The sequence below is a fragment of the Deinococcus misasensis DSM 22328 genome, from assembly GCF_000745915.1.
Classification (GTDB): Bacteria; Deinococcota; Deinococci; order Deinococcales; family Deinococcaceae; genus Deinococcus_C; species Deinococcus_C misasensis.
In genome coordinates this window covers 86,600-111,087 of the sequence record NZ_JQKG01000014.1, presented here as the reverse complement: position 1 = coordinate 111,087, position 24,488 = coordinate 86,600, and the positions used below count along the sequence as shown (strand labels likewise).

20 protein-coding genes are annotated in these 24,488 nt (G+C 56.1%); 17 read left to right on the top strand and 3 right to left on the bottom strand.

The window, feature by feature from the left end; genetic code table 11:
• Positions 1-9: 9 nt before the first annotated feature.
• The 15 genes from Q371_RS25655 to xdhC all read left to right on the top strand — a co-directional run bounded on the left by Q371_RS25655 (position 10) and on the right by xdhC (position 20,613).
• Positions 10-3,060 carry a bifunctional diguanylate cyclase/phosphodiesterase gene (locus Q371_RS25655; RefSeq protein ID WP_051964123.1) on the top strand — a complete coding sequence of 1,017 codons (3,051 nt, stop codon included), beginning with the start codon at positions 10-12 and terminating at the stop codon, positions 3,058-3,060.
• 52 nt (positions 3,061-3,112) lie between these two features.
• The gene (locus tag Q371_RS11205; RefSeq protein ID WP_034340374.1) at positions 3,113-4,075 is read left to right on the top strand and encodes a sugar-binding transcriptional regulator; all 963 of its coding nucleotides are present in this window, start codon (positions 3,113-3,115) and stop codon (positions 4,073-4,075) included.
• A 434-nt stretch (positions 4,076-4,509) separates the two neighbouring features.
• Positions 4,510-6,540: a DUF4419 domain-containing protein gene (locus Q371_RS25650; protein ID WP_051964120.1), complete on the top strand. Its 2,031-nt coding sequence runs from the start codon at positions 4,510-4,512 to the stop codon at positions 6,538-6,540.
• Positions 6,541-6,598: 58 nt separating this feature from the next.
• Complete coding sequence (locus tag Q371_RS27730; RefSeq protein WP_051964118.1) at positions 6,599-7,288, top strand: helix-turn-helix transcriptional regulator; 690 nt, start codon at positions 6,599-6,601, stop codon at positions 7,286-7,288.
• Positions 7,263-8,795, top strand: a complete 1,533-nt coding sequence (gene aceB / locus Q371_RS11190; protein ID WP_034340371.1) for a malate synthase A — start codon at positions 7,263-7,265, stop codon at positions 8,793-8,795. The genes Q371_RS27730 and aceB overlap by 26 nt, the downstream gene beginning before the upstream one ends.
• A 2-nt stretch (positions 8,796-8,797) precedes the next feature.
• Positions 8,798-10,021 (top strand): allantoate amidohydrolase, encoded by a 1,224-nt coding sequence (locus Q371_RS11185; RefSeq protein ID WP_034340368.1) that lies wholly within the window; start codon positions 8,798-8,800, stop codon positions 10,019-10,021.
• A 3-nt stretch (positions 10,022-10,024) separates the two neighbouring features.
• Positions 10,025-10,762 carry a (S)-ureidoglycine aminohydrolase gene (gene allE, locus Q371_RS11180; RefSeq protein ID WP_034340365.1) on the top strand — a complete coding sequence of 246 codons (738 nt, stop codon included), beginning with the start codon at positions 10,025-10,027 and terminating at the stop codon, positions 10,760-10,762.
• 348 nt (positions 10,763-11,110) lie between these two features.
• The gene (locus tag Q371_RS11175; protein ID WP_034340363.1) at positions 11,111-12,355 is read left to right on the top strand and encodes a M20 family metallo-hydrolase; all 1,245 of its coding nucleotides are present in this window, start codon (positions 11,111-11,113) and stop codon (positions 12,353-12,355) included.
• Between the two features lie 384 nt (positions 12,356-12,739).
• Positions 12,740-13,234, top strand: a complete 495-nt coding sequence (gene uraD, locus Q371_RS11170) for a 2-oxo-4-hydroxy-4-carboxy-5-ureidoimidazoline decarboxylase (RefSeq protein WP_034340361.1) — start codon at positions 12,740-12,742, stop codon at positions 13,232-13,234.
• Positions 13,231-14,598: an NAD(P)-binding domain-containing protein gene (locus Q371_RS11165; protein WP_034340359.1), complete on the top strand. Its 1,368-nt coding sequence runs from the start codon at positions 13,231-13,233 to the stop codon at positions 14,596-14,598. Before uraD ends, Q371_RS11165 begins: the two co-directional genes overlap by 4 nt.
• A complete protein-coding gene (gene uraH / locus Q371_RS11160) occupies positions 14,586-14,927 on the top strand; it encodes a hydroxyisourate hydrolase (RefSeq protein ID WP_034340357.1) in 342 nt (113 codons plus the stop codon). The genes Q371_RS11165 and uraH overlap by 13 nt, the downstream gene beginning before the upstream one ends.
• Positions 14,928-16,229: an allantoinase AllB gene (gene allB, locus Q371_RS11155; RefSeq protein ID WP_034340354.1), complete on the top strand. Its 1,302-nt coding sequence runs from the start codon at positions 14,928-14,930 to the stop codon at positions 16,227-16,229. It abuts the gene before it with no gap.
• Positions 16,159-17,532: an FAD binding domain-containing protein gene (locus Q371_RS11150; RefSeq protein ID WP_051964115.1), complete on the top strand. Its 1,374-nt coding sequence runs from the start codon at positions 16,159-16,161 to the stop codon at positions 17,530-17,532. Before allB ends, Q371_RS11150 begins: the two co-directional genes overlap by 71 nt.
• Positions 17,529-19,799 carry a xanthine dehydrogenase molybdopterin binding subunit gene (gene xdhB, locus Q371_RS11145; RefSeq protein ID WP_034340351.1) on the top strand — a complete coding sequence of 757 codons (2,271 nt, stop codon included), beginning with the start codon at positions 17,529-17,531 and terminating at the stop codon, positions 19,797-19,799. The genes Q371_RS11150 and xdhB overlap by 4 nt, the downstream gene beginning before the upstream one ends.
• Positions 19,786-20,613, top strand: a complete 828-nt coding sequence (xdhC, locus tag Q371_RS11140) for a xanthine dehydrogenase accessory protein XdhC (RefSeq protein ID WP_034340348.1) — start codon at positions 19,786-19,788, stop codon at positions 20,611-20,613. The genes xdhB and xdhC overlap by 14 nt, the downstream gene beginning before the upstream one ends.
• Here xdhC and Q371_RS11135 read toward each other — a convergent pair.
• The 3 genes from Q371_RS11135 to Q371_RS11125 all read right to left on the bottom strand — a co-directional run bounded on the left by Q371_RS11135 (position 20,537) and on the right by Q371_RS11125 (position 22,222).
• A complete protein-coding gene (locus Q371_RS11135; protein WP_051964129.1) occupies positions 20,537-21,346 on the bottom strand; it encodes an ABC transporter substrate-binding protein in 810 nt (269 codons plus the stop codon). The two genes, xdhC and Q371_RS11135, sit on opposite strands and share 77 nt — an antisense overlap.
• 24 nt (positions 21,347-21,370) lie before the next feature.
• Positions 21,371-21,784 (bottom strand): GNAT family N-acetyltransferase, encoded by a 414-nt coding sequence (locus Q371_RS11130; RefSeq protein WP_034340345.1) that lies wholly within the window; start codon positions 21,782-21,784, stop codon positions 21,371-21,373.
• 246 nt (positions 21,785-22,030) lie between these two features.
• Positions 22,031-22,222 carry a hypothetical protein gene (locus Q371_RS11125; RefSeq protein ID WP_034340342.1) on the bottom strand — a complete coding sequence of 64 codons (192 nt, stop codon included), beginning with the start codon at positions 22,220-22,222 and terminating at the stop codon, positions 22,031-22,033.
• Positions 22,223-22,432: 210 nt separating this feature from the next.
• Between Q371_RS11125 and Q371_RS26965 the strand changes: the two genes are divergently transcribed.
• Both Q371_RS26965 and Q371_RS11115 read left to right on the top strand, forming a co-directional pair.
• Positions 22,433-22,606: a hypothetical protein gene (locus Q371_RS26965; RefSeq protein ID WP_157442652.1), complete on the top strand. Its 174-nt coding sequence runs from the start codon at positions 22,433-22,435 to the stop codon at positions 22,604-22,606.
• A 20-nt stretch (positions 22,607-22,626) separates the two neighbouring features.
• Complete coding sequence (locus Q371_RS11115; protein WP_157442651.1) at positions 22,627-24,480, top strand: PLL family lectin; 1,854 nt, start codon at positions 22,627-22,629, stop codon at positions 24,478-24,480.
• Positions 24,481-24,488: the final 8 nt, after the last annotated feature.

Genomic DNA, 24,488 nt, shown 5'->3' with positions numbered 1-24,488 from the left:
GAAAGCAACATGCACAGCGACCCCTTGCTCTTGCACCTTTTTGAACTCTCACAGGATTGGCTGGTGCTGTTGGACCTGAACGGCAAGCATCTGCGGGTGAGTGCTTCTTTTGCCAGAGCCGTGGGACGGAAAGCAGACGCGTTTGTGGGTCGCACCTGTGCTGAATTGGGTCTTCCAGACTTCTTCGAAACCATTCCCTTGCACACTGACTTTGCACAATGGCATGGCCTGAAAGTGGAGTGGAATGGGCAAGTGCATGAGATGCTGGCCACCCGCGTACAAATTGCAGATGCTTCAGGAGAGCCTGCTTCAACCTTGGTTTGTGCCCGCAATGCTGGCCTGAACGCCTTGCAAGAAGCGGGCATCGAGCACCACCTGCTGAAAAACATTCTGGACAGCGATCCCAGTGCCGTGTGTTTAAAAGATGCGCAGGGACGGTTTTTGCTGGTCAATCAGGCTCTGGCAGACCTCTATCAACTGACACCCGAACAAATGCTGGGCAAAACCGTTCAGGAGATCAATCCTTACCCGCAAGAGGTGACTTTGATTGAGGGTCAGGATCAGGAGGTCTTGCAGACCCAGACCCGCAAACAATTTCCGCCTTATGCCATCACTGCGCCGGATGGCACGCAACGCTGGCTGTCCACCGTCAAGCAACCCCTGTTCAATGCCCAGCAACCCGAGGATTACATTCTGGGGGTGTCCACCGATGTCACCCACCTGCATGAAACCCAGGAAGCTTTAAAAGCCAGAGAGCAGGCCTACCAGAAATTGCTGCAAAACGCCCAGCGCCGAACCCGGGAGTTGATTTTGCTGGACCGCATCCAGATGGCCCTTGCCAACAAACTGGAATTGGGGCAGCTTTACCATGCTGTGGTGGATGCCATCACCGAACAGCTCGGGTACTCGATTGTGCTGATGGCCCTGAAAGAAGAAGACATGGTGGTGCGGGTGGCCTCCAGAGGTTACGACCAGTGGCCCATGCGGGCTCCCCTTCAGGGAACGGCAGCAGGGAAAGCGATTCGGACAGGGCAACCGGTCCTGCTGGAAGATGTGACCCAATCCGAGGATTACTTTGCTGGTTTGCCCGGGGTGAAATCCTGCATCAGCGTTCCGGTTTTTGCCGGGCATCAGGCGGTGGGGGCTCTGGTCATCGAGAGCCTGCAACGCACCCTGGACGGGCAGGACCTGGCCTTGATGATCCGGGTTGCTGAACAGTTGGGTCTGGCCATCGAAAACACAGGCCTCCACGAAAAGACCCGTCAGGATCTGGTGCGAACCCGAGCCCTGTATCAGGTCAGTCAGGCGCTGCACCACGTGGGAAGTCAAGAAGCCCTGCTGGAAGAGATCTGTCAGGGTGTGATGCAGGCCATCCCGGCCAGATGGTGCCTGATTTACATGCTGGATTTTGAACACCAGCAGGTGGAATATTCTGCTTCTACAGGCAACAACATGCCTCCCATTGAAATGGTCGGTTTTCATGAGCTGCAAGACGGTTTGACCGGCTGGGCATTGGGTCACCAGCAGGCTGCACTGTCCCTCAAAGACGTGCGGGACGACCGTGAGTCCGAAATGGTGCACCAAAACCGTTTGATGCGTGAAGTGGGCTCGGTGATTGTGGCCCCCCTGATCCATCAGGGACAGCCGATTGGCACCCTCACCGCCCTCAATCACCTGAACGATCCCAATTTCACCGAAGCCGATGTGGATTGGCTCACCAGCGTGGCCCAGCAGGTGGCTCTGGCTCTGGTGCAACGCAAATTGACCCATCAGGTGCAGCATCTGGCTTTTCACGATGCCCTGACTGGACTGCCCAACCGGATGTTCTTCGAAGAACACCTGAAAACCAGCATGGCCAGAGCGAAACGCCAGAACAGCCGTCTGGCGGTGCTGTTCATTGATCTGGACGGGTTCAAAAACGTCAACGACACCCTCGGGCACCATGTGGGGGATGCGTTGTTGCAGCACATCAGTGAAAGACTGGGGCGCCGCATCCGGGAAAGCGATGTGTTTGCGCGCATGGGTGGAGATGAATTTGCAGTGGTGCTCAATGACCTGCACGACCCCATTGATGCCGTGCAGGTGGCCCAGAAATTCCTGGACCTGCTGAAAAAACCCTTCAAGATCAACCTGCATGAACTGTTCATCTCTGCCAGCATTGGGATCAGCGTGTTCCCAGAGGACGGACAGGAGGTCAGCACCCTGCTCAGCCATGCCGACACCGCCATGTACCGGGCCAAGTCGCTGGGCAAAAACGACATCCAGAGCTTCACCCCTGAGCTTGCCGAGAAGGTGCGGGAAAGGCTGTCTCTGGAAATGGATTTGCGTCATGCCCTGCACCGCAAGGAAATGCTGCTGCATTATCAACCCATCGTGGACCTGAAAACCCTGCAGGTGGTGGGGCACGAAGCCCTGCTGCGCTGGGTGCACCCCGAGAAAGGGTTCATCCCACCAGACCGTTTCATTCCGGTGGCCGAGGAGTCCGGTCTGATCAACGCCCTTGGTGCATGGGTGCTGCAGGAGGCCTGCAGACAGAATGCCCTGTGGCACAATGCAGGCCAAAGCAACTTGAGGATTGCTGTGAACATCTCGATGATCCAGTTCGCCCACTCGGGTTTCATGGACACCCTGAAAGATGCCCTGCAAGAGAGTGCTCTGCCCCCAGAGTGGCTGGAACTCGAAATCACCGAAAGCGTGATGCTGCACGACACCGAGATGGTCAAGGCCAGATTGCAGGCCTTGCGAAACCTCGGGGTGCGGGTTTCCGTGGATGATTTTGGCACCGGGTACTCTTCTTTGAAGTACCTGCATGAACTGCCCATCGACACCCTGAAAATTGACCGCTCTTTTGTGAATGGCCTGCTGACCCATGCCAGTCAGGCGGCTCTGGTCAAGACCATCGTGCTGATGGCCCAGAGCCTCGGGCTCAACGTGGTCGCCGAAGGGATCGAGACCCCCGAGCAACTCCAGCACCTGCAAAGTCTGGGGTGCAGCGAAGCGCAAGGATACCACTTCTGCAGGCCCCTTCCTGCAGCACAACTGCCCCACATGAACACCTGATTTTGTACTGTGAACAATTGATCGAACCCTGAATTTTGGTTACAGTAAAAAGATGCAAAATCAGGATGATCTGGCTGTGCAGGTGGCAAGGCTGTACTACTACCAGAACCTCACCACCGAAAAGATCGCGGAAGAACTCGGGCTGTCCAGACCCAAAGTCAGCCGACTGCTCACCCATGCCAAAAAGAACGGGCTGGTCGAAATCCGCATCCACGACCCCAGAGAACCCACCCGCACACTGGAAGGGCTTCTCAAAGAGCACTTTCAACTGGAACGGGTGCATGTGATTCCCACCCCCGAGAACGCCTCCGAATCCGAATGCATGACCCGCGTGGCCATGTACGCTGCCAATTACATCAACATGCTGGTGCACAAAGACATGACCGTGGGCATCGCGTGGGGCACCACCCTGAATGCCGTCTCCCAGCACCTGATTCCCAAACCCACCCCCGGCGTGACCCTCGTGCAACTGAACGGATCCGGCACCCCCAGCAACTTCATGAGCGACCACGCTCTGGGCCTCTTGCAACGCTTTGGGGACAACTTTCAGGCCTCGGTGAATCCCTTTCCCATCCCAGCTTTCTTTGATTTTGCAGACACCAAACGGGCGCTCTGGCGTGAACGCAGCATCAAACGGGTCCTCGACCTGCAACAACAGGCCGACCTGTTGCTGTACTCGATCGGAAGCGCCAGAGCCAGCGTGCTCAGTTACGTTTACTCTGCCAATTACCTTGATCCGCAAGACATGAAAGACATGCAGCAAATGCATGTGGTGGGAGACATCGCCACGGTGTTCTTCCGCGAAGACGGCAGTTTTGACGGCATCCCCCTGAATGACCGGGCCAGCGGACCGGACCTTTCCTTGTTCAAAAACCGCAAAGGCGCAGTGTGCATTGTGGCCGGAGAAAGCAAAGCTCTGGCGCTCTGGGGGGCACTCAGGGGCCGCTTGATGTCTGAGCTCATCGTGGATGACAAGACGGTACGCAAGGTGCTGTCTTTTGGTGGGGTGGTTTGAGGGCGTAGGCTTGCCGAGAGCCGAGAGCCGAGAGCCGAGAGCCGAGAGCCGAGAGCCGAGAGCCGAGAGCCGAGAGCATCATGTGATACGTATCAGAAATGGTCAAGGGAATCTGTAGGGGCGCAGCGGACAAGGAGACCAGCATGTGGTGCACAAGACAGCGTGCTGCGCCCTTCATGGCATTTGCCAAAGCTTGATGTTTTTCTCGGCTCTGGGCCTCAGGCCTCAGCAATTCCTGACAACCCTTCCACAAGATGAAGTTCTCTGGAATCTCTCGAAATATGAAAAAACCTTGCCCTGTCAAATGCTCTACTGCGTTTAACAGTGAAATAGAAGGATTCTTTTGAATCCTTCTATTTCAAAAAACACGACCTCAAGCATCAACCTCTTATTTCTCTGTCAAATGCTTTAAACTGGACCTGAGGAGTTTTCCCATGAATGCATCCAATGGACATGCAGAAACCATTGACAAAAACATCATTGATAAAGTGCCTTCTCCTGATTTGCTGGTTGCTCTGGTGATCACAGGAGATCAACCAAAAAGGTACGAGGTTTTTCAGTTGGATGTCCATGACTTCATGGGAGAAGTCACATGCTGGCAAGACCCTTCAAACCCACCAGAGCACCTTGATCCCTTGCACAAAGTTCAGGACATTCTGGAAGCAGTCCAAGTGGAGCAAGTGAAAAACCTGTTGCACTCCAAGCCATGGCAACACCTGTCTTCTGAACAAAAACTTGCACATTCTGTACCCCTCCATCTGATTTTCCAGGACACACAGGGGTTTCAACGGGTGTCATGGAATGCAGGCGAAATTCCTGCGCTGGACCAACTGGCCGATCAAATCCAAAGGCTCTTTCAAAACGTGGACTCCACAGGTGATGTGTTGCAGGTGCTGGACCGTTCAGAAGGCATCCGATTCAAAGTCGATGATGTGGAACCTGCCCGAACACCCTTTCCACAGTCGAGGCTTATTCATCGGTTGCGTCGAACCTTGGAGGCCGAGGTGATCGCCACCAGTTTTGATGCGGAAAAAACAGGGGTTGAATCCCATTCGCATGGTCTGGTGGCAGCCATCCATTCCGCCTTCAGTCGGCATCACCCTCTGGTGCTGTGCCCGGACAGCTTGTGGATCACCGTGGCACAAGGGGTGTCCACCCACATTGCGAATCATGCTGAAGTTTTGCGCAGCCAATTCGTGGACCATGAAGGCAAAAAGACACTCAACATCACAACCAACGAAAACTTTGATCCCTACCGTTCCATCGAAGAGTGGGCTCAACGCGTAACAGAATGGTCGGAAATGGTTGAGGCAGAAGTCAAAAACAACTTTGCGTCATTGTTCTTGTGTGATTTTTCCACGACCACCCCCACAGCCAGACTGGTCAGTCAGGTGGTAATGATGGACGCTTTCAAATCCTATTTTGAATACACTGAAACGTGCATTTGTGGAATTCCAGAGATCACCCTCAAAGGAAGCGTCGAGGACTGGGAAAACTTCAGAGAAAAGGTGAGGGCACTGGATGCCGTCGGGCTCTCCATGTGGACGCGGCATTTGTTGCCCCTGTGTGACCAGTTCATTCGGACCGCCAAAGGACACCCTTCCAAACATTTCTGGCAAAGCATTTACAAACCCCTCAATGCTTATGGAGGAGAACTCATTACAGGCTGGATCAAATTGTTCTTTCTGTATTTGGGTTCAGAACCCGATGCTCAAAAAATCAATGAGATGCTGGAAAAACCGTTTCAGGGGTTTGCTTCAAAAGACAGTGTGTACTCCCGAAACCTGTCAGATGGTCTGTCCAAGGTCGCCATCACGGTCAAACAGGTGCATTTTGATGGCACAATCACTTTGCATCCCTTCCAGCTTGTTGCAGGTGTGGTGGGTGCAACACAGGATCCCAAAACTTTGCACATTGAACCCCTGTTGGGCTGGGGTGTAGCAAAAACATCTTACAAAGCCATCAAAACCACCCATCAAAACCAAAAAAGCAGTCCATTGAAAAAAAGAGACCTGCTTCAGGTGGGTCTGAAACGCAAAACCGCAGATGCAATCATGGAAATTCAGAAACGAGAAGGACGCATTGGCAGATATCACCTGTGGGGATTTGATTTGGGAGACTGCAAAGACCTTGGGAGCCATGTGGTGGTGGGCCGAAATCCTCAGGAAACGTTGCTCATTGAAAAGAAAACGGGCCATGTGTATGTGGCAGATCCAGAAGGAAAACATCCCATCAAAGCAAACACCTCCATCGAAAGGTTCAATGATTTTGTCCTGAGGTTCAACAGGTTTTTTGATGGCGACATGCCACCCATCACCATCGAACAGGTTGGCGTGCTCCATTTGTTTGAAGACATTGAAGCCATATTGATGCGTGATGAACCTTCAGCACTTTTTCATCCAGAAGATTACTGGCCCCAACGTTTGAAGGCTCGGGGTTGGCCACTGCGAAAATCGAATCCATGACACCTGACAACCTGTCCAGAGGTTTGACAACCTGTCAATCCGGGCCGTAGACTGTCTCATGGCACGCAAGCCTGCCCCCAACCCTGCGCACCTGACCACCTTCCATGCCCTCCAGTCCGTGCTGGATGGCCTGACCGCCACTCTGGGTTCCCATACCGAAGTGGTGCTGCATGATTTTCAGGATCCCGAGCACAGCGTCAAAGCCATCTCGGGTTCTGTCACCAGACGCAAAATTGGCAGTCCGGTCAGTCCGAATGTGCTTTCCCTGATGCAAGAAGGGAACCTCGCACAATCCAGACTGAATGTGGTGAACCGCACCCCAGAGGGGCGGATCATCAAGACCAGCACTTTGCCACTCAGGGATGAACAGGGGGAGGTTTTTGGCGCACTGTGCATCAACATTGACGTGACCGACCTGAGGGTGGCCCTCACGGTGCTGCAGGAACTGGCGGGCACAGAGCCGCCCGGACTGCAAAGCCAGAGTTTTCCCTTAGAGGTCAGCGAAACCATCCACAGTGTGCTGAACGATGAGGAGCGCAGACTGGGTCTGCCTCTGGACCGGCTGTCCAGAGCCGAAAAACAGCAGTTGTGTGTGGCTCTGGAGCGGCGTGGACTGTTTCAAATTCAAAAAGCCATTCCCATGGTCGCCAAGCGGCTGGGGCTTTCGCGGGCCAGCATTTACAGTTACCTCGCAGAGGCCCGCCAGCACGAAAAGGGGGAACATGACCTTACTGGCCCAGACACCTGATGCTTTCCGTGAGATCTTAAGCCCTGAAGCGCTGGAATTCCTGCAGGCCCTGCATGTGCAGTTCAATGCCCGCAGGCTGGAATTGCTGCAAAAACGTGAAGAACGCCAGGTCCAGTTGGACGCTGGAGCCCTTTTTGATTTTTTGCCCGAGACCGAACACATCCGCACTTCGGAATGGAAGGTGCGCCCTGCACCGCAAGATTTGCAGGACCGCCGGGTGGAAATCACCGGACCGGTGGACCGCAAAATGGTCATCAATGCCTTAAACAGCGGGACAAAAGTCTTCATGGCAGATTTTGAAGACGCCAACAGCCCCACCTGGGAAAACTGCCTTCAGGGGCAGATCAATTTGCGTGACGCTGTCTGCAAAACCATCACCTTTGAAGGGGCAGGCAAAACCTACCGTTTGAATGACCAGACTGCCACCTTGCTGGTGCGTCCCAGAGGGTGGCACCTGGACGAGAAACACCTGTTGTTTTTTGGGGTGGAGGTGTCGGGCAGCCTGTTTGATTTTGGCCTGTTCCTGTTCCACAACCACCAGCAACTCAAAGCGAACGGCACCGGAGCTTACTTTTACCTGCCCAAGCTGGAAAGCCATCTGGAAGCCCGGCTCTGGAACGACGTGTTCACTTTCGCAGAAGACCGCCTCGGGCTGGAAAGGGGATTCATCCGGGCCACGGTCCTGATTGAAACCCTGCCCGCCGCGTTCGAGATGGAAGAAATCCTGTACGAACTGCGTGAGCACTCGGCGGGCCTGAACTGTGGACGCTGGGACTACATTTTCAGTGCCATCAAGAAACTCCGGAACCACCCCAAGTTTGTGATGCCAGACCGGGGCAAAGTCACCATGAACACCCACATGATGCGCTCGTATTCCAGACTGGCCATCCAGACCTGCCACAAACGCGGAGCACACGCCATGGGTGGGATGAGCGCTTTCATTCCCGTCAAAAACGATGAGGAGGCCAACCAGAGGGCCTTCGAGCAGGTCCGAATGGACAAAGAAAGGGAAGCTGGAGACGGTCACGACGGAACCTGGGTGGCCCACCCCGGACTGGTGCCTGTCGCTCTGGAGGTCTTTGATCGCCTGATGCCCGGCCCCAACCAGCTTGAAAAGATCCCAGAAATGCAGATCACTGCACAGGACCTCCTCACCGTTCCTGAGGGCACCATCACCGAAGCGGGTTTGAGGCTGAATGTCAATGTGGGCATCCAGTACCTGTGGTTCTGGCTTTCGGGTTTCGGGGCTGCACCCATCAACAACCTGATGGAAGACGCCGCCACCGCTGAAATTTCCAGAGCACAGGTCTGGCAGTGGATGCACCATCAGGCCCAACTGGAAGATGGACGCACCATCACAGAAAGTCTGGTGAAACAGGTCCTGCAAGAAGAACTGTCCCATTTGGGCGAGAAGTACCAGCAGGCAGCAGAGCTGTTCTGGACGGTGGCCAGCACCTCTCCCCTGACCGACTTTCTGACCCTGCCGGGCTACAGGATGCTGGACTGACCATGGACGCCAAAGCCCTGACCGCACAGATCCTGCAGCGCTGCGAAGTGCTCTCCCACTGCTCGGATGTTCCCGGGCAGATTCACCGTTTGTTCCTGTCTCCAGCCACCCGCACCGTGCACCGTTACCTCACCGAATGGATGCAGGAAGCGGGTCTGGAAGTCAGGACCGACCCCATCGGGAACCTGCGTGCTGTCAAACGCAGTTCCAACCCCAAAGCCCGAACCTTCATGGTGGCCTCGCACATCGACACGGTGCCCAACGCTGGAAAATACGACGGCATTCTGGGTGTCCTGATGGGGATTGCTCTGACAGGGAAGCTTTCAGAAGAAGACCTGCAACACCACCTCGAAATTGTGGCCTTCAGCGAAGAAGAAGGGGTGCGCTTCCAGCAGCCTTTTCTGGGCTCCAGTGTGCTCGCTGGCACCTTCCAGCCCGAGTGGCTGAAACGCAAAGACGCCAGCAACCAGAGCCTCGCGGAAACCCTCTTCAAATGGGGCCTTGACCAGAACCGCATTCCTCTGGAGGCCTACGAACCCAGAGAACTGCTGGGGTACTTTGAAATCCACATCGAACAGGGACCTGTGCTTGCTGAAAGGAAACTGCCGGTTGGGGTGGTCAGTGGGATTGTGGGCCAGTCCCGCCTGAACATCACTTTTCTGGGACAGGCCGGACACGCAGGCACCACCCCCATGCCGATGCGTCTGGACGCTCTGGCTGGAACGGCAGAATTCGTTGCGTTTACAGAAGATTACGCCCTCAGAAATCCGGGACTGGTGGCCACCGTGGGCAAAATGGACGTGAAACCCAACACCAGCAATGTGATTCCCGGTCAGGTCACCTGCAGTCTGGACGTGCGGCACCTGTCCGATGAAAAACGCCTGCAGGCTGTGCAAGACCTCCTCCACGAAGCCCACATGATCGCCCAGAAACGCAAACTGGGCCTGCAGCACGAACTTCCTCTGGACCAGAAAGCGGTGATCTGCGAAGACCGCCTGATGGAAAGCCTGATGGAAGCCTGCGATTTCTGCGGCATTCCAGCCTTCACCTTGCCCAGTGGCGCAGGTCATGATGCCATGGTGATGGCACAGGTCACCGATGTCTCGATGCTGTTTGTCCGGTCTCCAAACGCCATCAGCCACCACCCTGACGAAACCGTGCTTTTTGAGGATGTCGAGGCTGCTTTGAAAGCCTCTGGACAGTTTTTAAACCACATCTTGAGGTGACACATGCAACATCTGGGATTCACCCGTTCCAAAATTCGGACCCACTACACCCTGCACACCCCGGACGCCTTTGTGCGCGCCCTCCTGCCCGGCATGCGAAACTGCACCGCGATTGTCCACATCTCACCCCATCTGGGAGCAAAATTCACCCAGTACACCGCAGAAATGCAGGCCGCAGGAAACCTCGGACAGGTGCCTGCAGGCTTCAGCCGTTTCGTGTACGTGCATGGCGGAACCGTCAAACTTTCGGTGGGTCCAGACACCCACACACTGGATGCAGGAGGTTACGCTTACCTGCCCCCAGAGCTTGCCCATCAGGTGTACTCTGAAGACCTCGCCAAACTGACCGTGATTGAAAAGCCCTACGTGACCCTCGATCAGGTGCCTGCTCCCGCTCTGGTGGTGGGCAATGTTGCAGAGGTGCAGGTCGGACCTTTGCCCGGCGAGGACCGCATCGAACTCAGAACCCTCCTGCCAAGCGATCTGGCCTTTGATTTTGCCGTCAACGTGATGACCTACCCCACCGGAGTCAGTTTGCCCTTCGTGGAAATCCATGTGATGGAACACGGTCTGGTGATGCTGCAAGGGGAAGGCATTTACCTGCTGCATGAAGACCACCATGCCGTGAAAGCCGGAGACGTGATCTACATGGCCCCATATTGCCCGCAGTGGTTTGCCGCGTCCAATGGGGTCTCGGGGTATTTGATTTACAAGGATGTGAATCGGCATCCGTATTTGTAGAGGTGGAAAACGCGATGGATGATTTTGACAGTGGTTGTCAAGTCTTGCCGAGAGCCGAGAGCCGAGAGCCGAGAGCCGAGAGCATCATGTTCCACACGGCATAAATGCTCAAAGCAATTGTGTAGGGGCGCAGCGTGCTGCGCCCAAAGGCAGGAATTCCAGATCAGCCTGTAGGGGCGAGGCGTGCCTCGCCCAACCGCTAGAAATGGTCAACGAGATCTAGCCCACCTCACCTTCACAAGCCATCTCAGACACACTTCTTCCATGAATCTTGCCCTACAAGACCTTACCCCATCCCCTCCCACACCATTTCCCTGTGAACTCCAAACTCCCCAACCAGAGGAAAAAATGACCCACCTGAACATCAACATCGATCAACTGATGCAAGAACTGGAGGAGCTTTCCACCTTCAGCGACACTTCGCCCCCTTCGGTCACCCGGATTTTGTGGGCACAACAGGACCAGAAAGCCCGCACTTACCTGAAAATCCTGATTGAACAGGCGGGTTTCTCGTGGCGGGAGGATGCCATCGGGAACCTTTTTGCGACCTTTGAGGGCAAAAACCCGAGGCTGCCGAAAGTGGGCACGGGGTCCCATGTGGATGCCATCCCACACGCCGGGAAATATGACGGAACAGTGGGGGTACTGGGAGGCCTTGAGGCCATGCGTGCCCTGAAACGCTCGGGGTTTCAGCCCAGAAGAAGCATCGAACTCCTGATTTTCAACGCAGAGGAGCCCACACGGTTTGGGGTGGGGTGCCTCGGGTCCAGAATGCTGTCTGGGGCACTCACTCCAGAGCAGGCCATCCTCTTGAAAGACCAGCAGGGAATGACCTTTGAAGATGCACGTCTGGAAGGCGGGTTCTCTGGGGATCTGAGCAGCGTGGCCCTCTCCAGAAACCACTATTTTGCTTTTGTGGAACTGCACATCGAGCAAATGCCCAACCTTGAAAAAGCCGGATTGCCCATCGGGGTGGTCACGGCCATTGCCGCCCCCAGCAGCTTCAAGTTGCACCTGAAAGGGCAGGGGGGCCATGCAGGTGCAGTCCTCATGCCAGAGCGCAAAGATGCTTTTCTGGCAGCCAGTGAAATCGCCCTGTGCATCGAACAGGCCGTCAAGGACCACGGCGGACCAGACACCGTGGGCACAGTGGGCTTGGTGAAAGTGCATCCGAACGCCATCAACAGCATTCCCTCTCAGGTGGAACTCGGGGTGGACCTCAGGGACATTGATGAAGTCAGAAGGGACCGGGTGCTTTCAGCCTTGATGCAGGCCGCAGAGGACATCTGCAAGAAACGGGGCATCAGGCTGGAAGTGGAAATGCTCAATCAAGACCCGCCCTGTGCCTCAGACCCCATGCTGGTGAAAACCATCCAGATGAACTGTGAAAAGCTGGGCATTCCTTATCAGAACATGGTTTCTCGGGCGTACCACGACAGCCTGTTCATGGCCCGCATCGCACCGAATGCCATGATTTTCATTCCTTGCAAAGACGGCATCAGCCACAGGCCAGACGAATACGCCAGCCCAGAGCACATCTTGCTTGGGGTGCAGGTGCTGGCCGGGGTGCTGAAGGATCTGGGGGAGGTGTGAAAGGCTCGGCAAGCCTCGCCTTTGCCGAGGGCTCAGGGCCGAGAGCCGAGGGCAAAAAACAGCTTGGGCAAAAGGCATTGTAGGGGCGAGGCTTGTCTCGCCCTGTAAGCCAAAGCGAAAGCTCAGTTTGCCCTCGCCCCTTGGCTCTCGGCCCTCGGCATCTCTTGTTCACCCTCAGCCTTCTGCTTTTCGCCTTGGCTTCTTTTGCCCTCGGCTCTCGGCCCTCTGCCCTCGGCCTCAATTGACAATCCCTCCCCCACCCCCTAAACTACCTTAAATTTGGCGTTTCCCCGCCCAAAAAGCCCTCTTGCCCCCGTCAAAAATCCGCCTTCTGAAGTTCAAGATGCACTCCCTCCCGAGATGTTCGGGCGAAAGGAGCACGAGATGTTGAACTTTGCAACCCTCGAAACGCTGGACCGCGTGGCTTTTGTCCGTGAATTGGGATGGCTGTTTGAACATTCCCCCTGGGTGGTGGAAAGGGCAGCCCATTACCTGCCCTTCAAAGACCCAGAGGGGGTGCTCTGGGCCTTTCATCTGGTGCTGGAGGATGCTGCTCTGGAGGAGCAGCTTTCCTTGATCCGTGCCCACCCAGACCTCGCCACCAGAGTGAAACTCACGGACGCTTCTTTGGAAGAGCAGAGCGGTGCAGGTCTGGACCGTCTGGACCCTGAGCGCTTCGAGAAATTCCAGAATTTGAACACCCAATACAAAAGCCGCTTCGGGTTTCCGTTTATCATTGCAGTCAAAGACCACACCGTGGATTCCATCCTTGAGGCCTTTGAACTGAGGTCGATGGGAGACGCAGACTCTGAGCGCCGCGAGGCCCTCAGGCAGATTGAACGCATCGTGTTTCACCGCTTGATGGGGGTGCTGAAGTGACACTCATTGAACTGGAAGAACGGGTGAAAAAGGACCTGGAGTTGCTGCGTTATCCGGCCCGAGATTGGATTCCTGAAACGCCGGGGGTGCTGGATGTGCTGGTCATCGGCGGAGGTCAGGCAGGTCTGGCCATCGCTTTTGGTTTGCTGCGTGAGCGGGTGAACCGCATTCTGGTGCTGGATGAGCATCCCGAGGGGCAGGAGGGGGTGTGGGAGACCTTTGCCCGCATGCGCACCTTGCGCACCCCCAAGCACCTGACCGGACCGGATCTGGGTTTGCCTTCCCTGACCTTTCAGGCGTATTTCGAGGCACGTTTCTCTGAGGAAGCGTACCAGAGCATGGGGAAAATTCCGCGTGACCTGTGGATGGCCTACTTGCGCTGGTACCGCCAGATGGTGCAGGTGCCCATGGAAAACCATGCCAAAGTGCAAAAAATCATCCCTCTGGACAAAGGGTTCGAGGTGGTTTACCGCACCCCCGAGGGCATGAAGTCCCACCGGGCCAGACGGGTGGTGTGGGCCACCGGAATGGGTGGGGCGGGGTTCTGGAAAAGCCCCGAGTATGTCGCCTCCATCCCGAGGTCCCATTACGCCCACACCTGTGAGGAGATTGATTTTGATGCCCTTGCCGGGAAACGGGTGGGGGTGCTCGGGGCAGGTGCGAGTGCCTTTGACAATGCCGGAAGCGCTCTGGAAGCTGGAGCACGGGTGGACCTGTACATGCGCCAGAAGTCCTTTCCAAACGTCAATTACTACCGGTTTTTTGAGTTCACCGGGTTTTTGAAGCACACCGCCGACCTGCCCGATGACCTGAAACTCCAGTGGTTGCAATTTCTGCTGGCCCCTCAGCCTCCCACCGAGGACAATGTGGCCCGCACCCGCAACCATCCGGCTTTTGCGCTTCATGCAGGGTGCAACTGGCAATCGGCCCGTTTTGAGGACGGTCAGGTGGTGGTCACCACCGATCAGGGAGAGGAGCGCTTTGATTTCGTGATTTTCGGCACGGGCTTTCAGGTGAATCCCAAAGTGCGCCCCGAGTTCAAGCTGTTTCGCGATTTCATCCTGACGTGGGGAGAAAAACATCCTCTGGCAGGAGGGGTGGCAGCCACTTACCCTTACCTGTCTCAGGATTATGCTTTTCAGGAAAACCGGCCGGGGACCTGCCCTCCCCTGAAGCACCTGTACGACTTCTCTTTTGGTGCGACGGCCAGCATGGGCCTCAGTGGGGCCTCGATCAGCAGCATGAAGTACGCCATTCCGCGCCTGATTGATGGCATCACCCGCAGCTTTTACCTTGAAGACGCCGAACACCACCTGAACCGGGTGAAACTCTACGCCGATGAGGAGGTCACATGGCCGGTCTGACCACGCACGTGCTGGATTTGACCCTCGGGACCCCAGCAGAAGGTCTGGTGATCAGGCTGTACCGTCTGGGAGAAACCCGGGAACTGCTCAAAGAAACCTCCACCAATCAGGATGGCCGCACAGGTGCACCTTTGCTCTCTCCAGAGGAGTTGACGCTGGGCACTTACGAGCTGGAATTTGATGTGCTGGAGTACCACAACGCCGCTGGCATCACTGGAGGCTTTTTGACCATGGTTCCGATCCGCTTTACGGTCACGGACCTGAGCAGGCATTATCATGTGCCATTGTTGCTTTCCGCGTTTGGTTACAGCACGTATCGGGGGTCTTAAATGTACGATTTGCTGGTCCAGAATGCCATTCTTCCCTCTGGTGAAAGTGTTTCTTTGGGAGTGCAGGACGAGAAAATCACCTTAATCTCTCCCGAGCCGATTCTGGACCCGGCCCGTGTGGTGCTGGATGCAGACGGCCTGACTTTGGTCTCTGGGGTCATCGACATGCATGTGCACTTCAATGAGCCGGGGAACACCCACTGGGAAGGGGTTTTCACAGGGTCCAGAGCTTTTGCAGCAGGTGGAGGGTGCGTTTTCGTGGACATGCCCCTCAATTCGGTGCCGACCACGCTGGATGCCCTGAGTCTGGACCTCAAAAAGCAGGCGATGGGGCAGTCCCAGACAGACTACGCCCTGTGGGGTGGCCTGACCCCCATCAATCTCGACCAGATGCCTGAACTGGCCGAGGGAGGCGTGGTGGGCTTCAAAGCCTTCATGTCGGACTCTGGCCTCCCGGAGTTTCAGAACAGTTCGGTGGGGGTGCTGCACAAAGGCATGGAAACCGCTGCTGCTCTGGGGCTTCTGGTGGCCGTGCATGCCGAGGACCCGCAGCACCTCGGGGCGTACCGCGGACTTGAGGATTTCACCAGTTCCAGACCCACGCTTGCGGAAAACAGTGCGGTCAGCATCGCTCTGGAACTGGCCAAAGAAACCGGCTGTCACCTGCATCTGGTGCACCTCTCCAACATTGAGGCGGTGATGCTGGCTTTAAACGCCCGCGAGCAGGGGGTCAGAGTCAGCATCGAAACCTGCCCCCATTACCTGTTCTTCAATGAAGAGGACCTGCAAAAACAGGGGGTCCTGTTAAAATGCGCCCCTCCTTTAAGACCCGAGGTGGACCGCAAAATGCTGCTGAAAGCCGTGCAGAAAGGCTGGGTGGATGTGATTGGCTCAGACCACTCCCCTGCCCCACCAGAGATGAAACGCGGAGACTTTGCCCGTGCGTGGGGGGGCATTTCCAGTGTGCAAACCACCCTCTCCGTGCTCTTGACGCTTGGGATTCCTCTGGAGGAGGCTTCGCTGCTGCTTTCTGAGCATCCTGCAAGCATCTTGAATTTTCAGGGGAAAGGCAAATTTGCTGTGGGTTTTGATGCCGATTTTGCTTTGCTGGACCTGCAAGAAAAAGTGCTGGAGAAACACGAATTGCATGATCGGCACCGGCTCAGCCCCTATCTTTCTCATGGCCTAAAGGGTAGAGTGCTATACAACTTTGTGAGAGGACACGTGGTGTATGAACGAGGGCAATTTTCCAGCTTCCAGCCAAAACACATCCGGTTTGATACTGCGGGTCAACGGACATGATCACCCTCTGGCCCCAGAGCAACTGACCGTTCCCCTGCTGCACACCCTGCGCGACCTCGGGTACACCAGTTGCAAAGAAGGCTGCGGAGAAGGGGAATGCGGCGCGTGTGCAGTGGTGGTGCAGGCTGCCAGTGCTCAGGGCAGCCCTTACACCCCACTGAACGCCTGTTTGACCCTGACCGGAAGCGTGGTGGATTATCCGGTCCTCACAGCAGAAGGTCTGGGGGGACATCCGGTTCAGGAAGCCATGGTGAATTTCAACGGCTCCCAGTGCGGGTACTGCACCCCCGGCTTTGTGATGGGCATGTTCTCGGAGTACTACCGGGAAAGGCCGTTTGATCTGGAGGCCATCTCGGGGAATCTGTGCCGCTGCACCGGATACCGGGCCATCCGCGACGCTGCCCTCAGCCTGCCCGAGCACACCCCCGACCGTTTCTCACAGCTTCAACTTCCGAACATCCAAACGCTGGAATCTGCCCGCTTTTACCGTCCGGCAGGTTTGCAGGAAGCCCTTTTGTGGCTGCAAGATCACCCACAAGCCCGTGTGCTGGCCGGAGGCACCGACGCCATCGTGGAATACAACCAGCGGGATGTGCGTCCAGAGGCTTACCTTGATGTGAACCTGATTCCAGAGTTGAAAGTGCTGCTTTCCACACCCACCGGACACCGGGTGGGTGCAGCCGTCACCCTCAGCGAACTGGAAAGTCTGGTGCCCGCCCACCTGAAAACCTCATGGCTGGACCGTTACGCCTCAAGGTTGATCCGCAACCGGGCCACCCTCGGGGGGTCTCTGATGACGGCCTCACCGATTGGGGACGCTGCTCCGTTGCTGCTGGCTCTGGATGCAAAGGTCATCGTTGCCACCTTGCAAGGTGAAAAAACCGCCGATTTGCAGGATTTCTTCACCGGATACCGCACCACCTTGCTGCAGCAAGGAGAACTGTTGCAGGCCATCGAATTTGCCAGAATTCCGGCCACACTGGAATTTTTCAAAGCCACCAAACGCCACCACGACGACATCAGTTCGGTGGCTCTGGCGATGGATGTGCGTGTGGAAAATGGGTTGGTTGCTTTTGCAAGGCTCGCTCTGGGCGGAGTGGCAGCCACCCCCATCCGGGCCAGAGAGGCTGAAGACCAGATGCTCGGCAAGAAACCACAGGATGCCCTGAGGGATGCTTTACGGGTGCTGGACGCCAGCCTGAATCCCCTCAGCGACCACCGGGCCAGCAAGGAATACCGCAAAGCCGTGACCCTGAAACTGATCGAGGGGTACTTTGAAACCCATCTGGGGGTGATGGCATGAGCAAACACGAAAGCGCGTGGCTCCATGTGGACGGGTCCGCCAAGTTCACCGAGGACCTGCTGAAAGACCACCCTCACGCCCTGCATGCCTACCCAGTGCAGGCTCCCCATCCGCATGCCAGAGTGCTCTCCATTGACACTTCTCTGGCGGAGAAAGCCGCTGGCGTGGTAAAAATCCTGACCGCTGAAGACGTGATCGGTGAAAACGACACCGGAATTTCCAGACGGGATGAGCCTCTTTTCCCTTCCCTGATCGAATATGCAGGACAGGCAGTGGTGTGGGTGCTGGCCCAGAGTCGGGAACAGGCCCGCCTCGGGGCGCAAATGGTGCGGGTGGAGTATGAGCCCTTGGAACCCGTTCTGGACCTGAAAGAAGCCATCTCAAAAGAGAGCTTTCACAGCGGTCCCATCCAGATGGCAAAAGGCAACACCCTGCAGGCACTGGAAAACAGCGAGCACCTGCTGACCGGAGAACTGGACATCTCGGGTCAGGAGCACTTTTATCTGGAAACCCACGCCAGTTTCGCCAAGCTGGACGAAAGCGGAACCCTGTTCGTGCATTCCAGCACCCAGCACCCCAGCGAAACGCAGGACATCGTGGCACGCGTGCTCGGGGTTCCCAGAAGCGAAGTGATCGTGCAGTGTACGCGCATGGGTGGGGGCTTTGGCGGCAAAGAATCGCAGTCCAACCCTTACGCCTCGGTGGCGGCTCTGGGGGCAAAGCTGACCGGGAAACCGGTGCTGGTGCGCCTCAGCCGTGCACAGGACACCACGCTGACCGGCAAGCGGCACCCCTTCCATGCCCGTTATCAGGTGGGATTTGACAGTGACGGCACCCTGCAAGCCCTGAAACTGGACCTGTTCGCCGATGGGGGTTTCAGTCTGGACCTCTCAGAGCCCATCGTGTCCAGAGCGCTCTTTCACTCGGACAATGCGTATTTCATTCCGCACATGCAGGTGACCGGGCAGGTGTGCAAGACCCACAAGACCTCCCAGACCGCTTTCCGTGGTTTTGGGGGTCCTCAGGGCATGGTGGTGATCGAGCACATTCTGGACCGGGTGGCCCGCACGCTGGGCCTGCCTCCGCATCAGGTCAGGCAGCAGAATTTTTACACCCCAGAGGACTTCACCCATTACGGCCAGCAGGTGACGGACGCATGGAAACTGGAGCGGGTCTGGAACGAAGCTTTGCTGCGCAGCCATTACCTGAAACGTTCTGAAGAGGTCAACACCTTCAACCAGAGCAGCAAGCACAAAATCCGAGGTCTGGCGATCACTCCGGTCAAATTCGGCATTTCGTTCACCATGACGGCGTACAATCAGGCCGGAGCTCTGGTTTTGATTTATCAGGACGGATCGGTGCAGGTGAACCACGGCGGAACCGAAATGGGTCAGGGCCTGCACACCAAAATTCAGGCCATTGCTGCGCGCACTCTGGGCATTGACCAGACGCACATCAAGGTGATGCCCACCCGCACCGACAAGGTGCCCAACACCTCTGCGACTGCGGCTTCCACAGGCTCTGACCTGAATGGTGGAGCCGTCAAAAATGCCTGTGACACCCTGAAAGAGCGGCTTCTGGACGTGGCCTCACGGTACCTTCAGGTCGAAAAAGCCCACCTGACCCTGAAAGACGGTCAATTCTGGCACAACGGACAGGCCGTCTGGACCTTCAAAGAAGCCGTCAAAGCTGCCTATTACCAGAGGATTCAACTGTTCAGCGATGGCTTTTATGCCACGCCAGACATCCACTGGAACAAAGAAAAAGCCGATGGGCGACCTTTCGCTTATTTTTCTTATGGGGCCTGTGTTGCAGAGGTGGAAATCGACCTTTTGACGGGCATGCACCACGTCCGTCAGGTGGACATCGTGCATGATGTGGGGGAAAGCCTCACCCCTTCCATTGACCGGGGCCAGATTGAAGGGGGCTTCATTCAGGGAATGGGCTGGCTCACGCTGGAAGACCTGCGCTGGAACACTGCTGGGCAACTGGCCACCCGCAACGCCTCGACTTACAAACTGCCCACATTGATGGACGCCCCAGAGCACTTCCATGTGCACCTACTGGAAAACACCCCTCAGGAGGGGGTGGTCTTCGGATCCAAAGCCGTTGGCGAGCCCCCTTTAATGCTGGCAATCGCCGTGCGGGAAGCCCTCAAGGATGCGCTGTTCCAGCACACCGGACAGTTTACCGATGTCCCCTCCCCCATCACCCCTGAAGTCAGTTTCTTTGCTGCAGCACGCAAGAAGGCGCATGTTCCAGGCTGAATGGACCCAGACCCTGAAACGCCTCTCTGAGGCCAGAGAAAACACCGTGATGGTGACCTTGCTGCACGTCCGGGGACACGCGCCACAACAGGCAGGGGTGAAAATGCTGGTCACCACCACAGAGGCGTTTCACACCTTGGGAGGGGGCTTCATGGAGCACCACGCCATCCAGAAAGCCCGAGGTTTGCTGGCCTCTGGCGAACAGGCTCCCGTGACCGAAGTTTTGAGGCTCACCCAGAAAGAAACCCCGGCCCACACCGTGCAATGCTGCGGAGGGGAAGTCACCCTGCTTTACGAGGTGATCCAGTTTCAGCAGCCTACGGTTGCCATTTATGGCCTTGGGCACATTGGGCAGGGGGTGGCTTTTCATCTGAGCAAACTTCCCATCACCCTGCAGCTTTTTGACAGCCGGGAAAACCAGATTCCAGAGATTCCAGCGTCCAGAGCGACCCTTCACAGGCATCACGTCCCGATTCCAGAGGCCACTGTGCTGGATTTGCCTGAAGGAACGCTGGTTCTGATCCTCACCCACGACCATGCCACCGACCTTGCGGTGCTGGAAATGGCCCTGAAGCGACCAGATTTTCCCTTCATCGGGGTGATCGGATCCAAAGTGAAACGCCAGAACTTCAGGCAGCACCTTTTAAAAGAAGGGTTTTCAGAAGAAGCTCTGGGCCGGATCACTTCTCCGGTGGGTCTTGAAGGCATCCGTTCAAAAGACCCTGCAGTGATTGCGCTCAGTGTGGCTGCACAGGTCTTGCAGGTGCTTCAGGTTGGGCAAATCCCTCTCTCAGCACCTCTGCCAGAGCCCTGAACCCTTCCATGAGGCGTGGCCCCGGACGACCGAGCCCCGACTCGGGGATGCACACCACCTTCTGGTTTTGGATGGCCGGAATCTGCTCCCAGCCTTTGCGGTTTTCGATGACCTCTGGCCGGAGTTTTTTCACCCCACACCACGAGCACACGATCAGTTCCGGGGCTGCTTCGATGACCTGCTGGTCGGTCACCGGACTGGACCGCTTTTCCAGATGGGAAAAAGCGTTCTCTGCCCCGAGCAGACGCAGCATGTCGGTGATCCATGAATCCTGTGTGGCCACAATCACCGGACGGGGCCACCATTCCACCATCACTTTTGGAGGGGCCTCAAAAGCAGGCAGACTTTCCCTGAGGCTCTGGATTTCGTTTTGCATGTCCTGAATCAGGGTTTCAGCACGGTCTATGCAGGAAAGAACACGCCCAACTGTACGGATGCTTTCCAGCACCCCGGACCACGAGGTGGGGTCCAGAATTTCATACCGCAAGCCCGTTTCCGCAAGCTGGGCGGTCACTTTTTCCATGCCCGGAACCGAATGGCTTGCCAACACCAGATCCGGTTTCAATTCCTGCAAAAGCGCCATGTTGATGCTCAGGTCCGGTCCCAGTCTGGGGAGGCCCTGTAAAGCCTCCTCTGGAAAATCGGAGTGGTTGTCTACAGCACACAAGTGATCGGCAAATCCCAGAGCCGCCAGAATTTCAGTGTTGGAGCAAGTGAGGGTGGCAATGCGCATGGTGGGCATTCTAACCCTTTTTGCTCAGTGACCCGGTTTGACCACCGTGAACATGCCAGTCAAACCCTCGTGGTTCTCGAAGCCAAACTTGCGGTAAAAGTCTTCTTTGCCCTGTGCCGAGAACAGACCTACAAAAGCTTTCTCTGGGGCGTGGTTTTGAATCCATTCCATCACACGCCCAAGCAACGCCTGCCCGAGTCCTTGACCCTGAAAGGCAGGGTGGATCACCACATCCTGCACGTAAAAGTAGATGAACCCATCACCCACCACACGGGCCATACCAGCAATCTGGCCTTCAGGGTTGTGGACCACCACACTGTACAGAGAGGCTTTCAGGGCCTCGGGGGCCACATCAAAATTCATCACGTTTTGCCAGTCCACTGCGGTGCAGAGTTCCCGGTATTCCTCAGGGGTCGGGGTGCGTTCGGTCCAGATCATGTTGCCTCCTTCAAGTGCGGGAGTCGAGTATGCCACAACAGCAAGGATGGAACCAGAGCACCGCAGGCCGAACCCCGAAAAGGGAGGAGCCGTCTGATGCACCAGCGATCCGAGTTATCTTCTGTAAGCGATTACAACAATACAGTCTTGAAGGTTTGTGTATCCAAAGAAAGCATCCACACGAAATCGCTCAGTGTGGATGCTTTTGGCCATGAAAGTCAGGCTTCTGGTGCCTGACCGATGAAATCAGTATCGAACTGGGGTGCGCTCGGGGAAAGCCTGACTGATCAGGTAAAGGGGAACGGTTTTTCCTCTGGTATCAACGGTGCCGATGGGCTCAAGTCCGTTTTCACACAACCCAAGTAGACGCAATTGGGAGGGGGTGGCGTAGTGAATCGGAACCACTTCCGGGGAAGGATAGTGTTCTTTGTTCAACATACTGCAGATTATAACCGAAAGCGCTTACGGTGTACAGTGGATCATCTTTGGATCCGGTTCAAATTCAAATCGGTCTGGCACACAGAACACAAAATGCCTCTGAATTGTGCACTTTCTGGCAAAGTCATGGGAATTTTGGACAGACAGCACAAAACCATGATGGTAAACTTTATTTTACCCGTGACATTTCTGACAGAAAGAGGCTTTTTGATGAAGACACCTGCTGTATCTTTGAATTCACACACTGAAGCCACCCTCCCCCATCAGGGAAACCCCCAGAGCCACACCCCTGTCAACCATTACACCCGTCCCATCCTGCACAAAACCGGCAAATGGCAAGCGCTGACCCTGCTGGGAAGCCCTGTCAACATCAATCCCACATGAATTCCAAACAAGGACATCCCATGAAAAAAAACATGCTCTTGCTGTTTTCACTTCTTTTGGCTTCCTGCGCCAGAGTGACCCCTCCACCTCCACCCCAGGCAAAACCCAGCAGCATTGTGGAAGTCCACTTCAACAACATCGGGTTGGAGAAACCCACGGGGCAACTCGGGGTGGTCAGCAGCCAGACCTCCATCACCAAACAGACCCTTGCGGAAGTGAACGGCCTGCAACTCGCCCTCCTGAATGTGGAGGCGCTCACCGACCGCACCCTCAACAAAAGATGGGTGCAGGCTGATTTTGTGATCACCAACAACTCCTCCACTTCCATCGAGCGGCTGTACATCACCCCCGTCGAACTGGTGGATGACGCCGATCCAGACAACAATTTGGGTCGCAAGCCCACCATTTCAGGAACCCCCTTCACCGGGGTGTGGTTGTTTGATGGCACCAGTGTTCCCAGCAGGGCCGTCGACCTTCAAACCGGTCCTGCCATGTACTTTGACCGCTACAACCTCAAGTACCTGCAGGATCTGGATGCCACCCCCTTTTACCCTGTGTTTGATCCTGCTTTTTTTCCCATCGATGCACCCACAGGCTTTCAGGAAGTGATTCCTCAGGGCCACAGTTACTTCCTCTCCGAAAAACTGGAACCCGGACAGAGTGCTCCTCTGACGCTCTCGATCCGTTACGACACCGACCCCAGCAATCCGGCCAACAATCCGTTCAGCTTCACCATGCAGTTGGCCTTCGGACAGAACGACCAGGAATTCAAACGGGTGGGTGCTCCCCTGAATCAGGCTTTTTCGGCATCAGGCGGTGAATCTTCCATCACTCTGGATGCTGCAGGTCATCCTGTGGTGGCCTACACCCAGTTCAATGGACTCTACACAGACCTGCTGGTCAAGCAATGGGATGGCAACGACTGGTTTGAGGTGTCAGCACAACCCAACCTGATCCAGACCTTCTTGATTGAATCACCCAGCATTGCCCACAAAGACGCCAACCAGTTTGCTGTGGCATGGAGTGAACTCAGCGATCCTTTCACCAACCAATCCGATGTGTATGTGAAGCAATACGATCCTGTGGCAGCCGACTGGATCCCCCTTGGATCTGTGGACATGGTGCCAAGCAATTCTGCCACAGATCCTGCGGTGGCCCTGAATGCCAGCAACAGGCCCATGGTGGTGTGGTCTGAGCCAGACGACAGCAGTGGCATCGATCAGGTTCAGGTCAAAGAATGGGATGGAACTTCATGGGTTTTGCTGGGAGGGTCTTTGAACGTTAACCCGAGCATGCATGCAGGGTTGCCGGACATCGCCACCGATCCTGCAGGCAACCCTTATGTCACCTGGGCGGAAGACAACCTGGATGGCTCCACCCAGGACGTTTTCGTCAAGCACTGGAACGGCAGCAGTTGGGACCTGCTCGGAACCGGATCTGTGGATGGGTCTGCAGATGGCACCGAGCCTTCTCTGGCCGTCGGTCCCACAGGCGAAGTGACCCTGGCCTACATTGAAGACGATCAGGTCAAGGTGCTGCGCTGGGATGATGCAGGCAGCGTCTGGACTGCTCTGGGTGGATCCCTGAACATGGATCCCCTCAATGCAGGCTACGAACCCAATGTTAGCCTCAAACCCGATGGGAAGCCCGTGGTGGTCTGGGAAGAAAGCGGGCTTGCCAGTCAACTCTTGGCCAAGAGCTGGGATGGCAGCACCTGGGTGCAGTTTGGAGATGCCCTCAACAGCAACCTGAACCTCGACGCTTACAGTGCCGACACCATCACCGATGGTGTCGGGAAAACCTTTGTGTCTTTCACAGAAGATGAAAACTGCCCCTGTGGCAGCACCATGGTTCAGGTCAAAACCTTCCCCTGAACCCAGCA

Coding starts and splice junctions, on each gene's coding strand:
- Q371_RS25655 (WP_051964123.1), top strand. CDS start 10: ATGCACAGCGACCCCTTGCTCTTGCACCTTTTTGAACTCTCACAGGAT.
- Q371_RS11205 (WP_034340374.1), top strand. CDS start 3,113: ATGCAAAATCAGGATGATCTGGCTGTGCAGGTGGCAAGGCTGTACTAC.
- Q371_RS25650 (WP_051964120.1), top strand. CDS start 4,510: ATGAATGCATCCAATGGACATGCAGAAACCATTGACAAAAACATCATT.
- Q371_RS27730 (WP_051964118.1), top strand. CDS start 6,599: ATGGCACGCAAGCCTGCCCCCAACCCTGCGCACCTGACCACCTTCCAT.
- aceB (WP_034340371.1), top strand. CDS start 7,263: ATGACCTTACTGGCCCAGACACCTGATGCTTTCCGTGAGATCTTAAGC.
- Q371_RS11185 (WP_034340368.1), top strand. CDS start 8,798: ATGGACGCCAAAGCCCTGACCGCACAGATCCTGCAGCGCTGCGAAGTG.
- allE (WP_034340365.1), top strand. CDS start 10,025: ATGCAACATCTGGGATTCACCCGTTCCAAAATTCGGACCCACTACACC.
- Q371_RS11175 (WP_034340363.1), top strand. CDS start 11,111: ATGACCCACCTGAACATCAACATCGATCAACTGATGCAAGAACTGGAG.
- uraD (WP_034340361.1), top strand. CDS start 12,740: ATGTTGAACTTTGCAACCCTCGAAACGCTGGACCGCGTGGCTTTTGTC.
- uraH (WP_034340357.1), top strand. CDS start 14,586: ATGGCCGGTCTGACCACGCACGTGCTGGATTTGACCCTCGGGACCCCA.
- allB (WP_034340354.1), top strand. CDS start 14,928: ATGTACGATTTGCTGGTCCAGAATGCCATTCTTCCCTCTGGTGAAAGT.
- Q371_RS11150 (WP_051964115.1), top strand. CDS start 16,159: ATGAACGAGGGCAATTTTCCAGCTTCCAGCCAAAACACATCCGGTTTG.
- xdhB (WP_034340351.1), top strand. CDS start 17,529: ATGAGCAAACACGAAAGCGCGTGGCTCCATGTGGACGGGTCCGCCAAG.
- xdhC (WP_034340348.1), top strand. CDS start 19,786: ATGTTCCAGGCTGAATGGACCCAGACCCTGAAACGCCTCTCTGAGGCC.
- Q371_RS11135 (WP_051964129.1), bottom strand. CDS start 21,346: ATGCGCATTGCCACCCTCACTTGCTCCAACACTGAAATTCTGGCGGCT.
- Q371_RS11130 (WP_034340345.1), bottom strand. CDS start 21,784: ATGATCTGGACCGAACGCACCCCGACCCCTGAGGAATACCGGGAACTC.
- Q371_RS11125 (WP_034340342.1), bottom strand. CDS start 22,222: ATGTTGAACAAAGAACACTATCCTTCCCCGGAAGTGGTTCCGATTCAC.
- Q371_RS26965 (WP_157442652.1), top strand. CDS start 22,433: ATGAAGACACCTGCTGTATCTTTGAATTCACACACTGAAGCCACCCTC.
- Q371_RS11115 (WP_157442651.1), top strand. CDS start 22,627: ATGAAAAAAAACATGCTCTTGCTGTTTTCACTTCTTTTGGCTTCCTGC.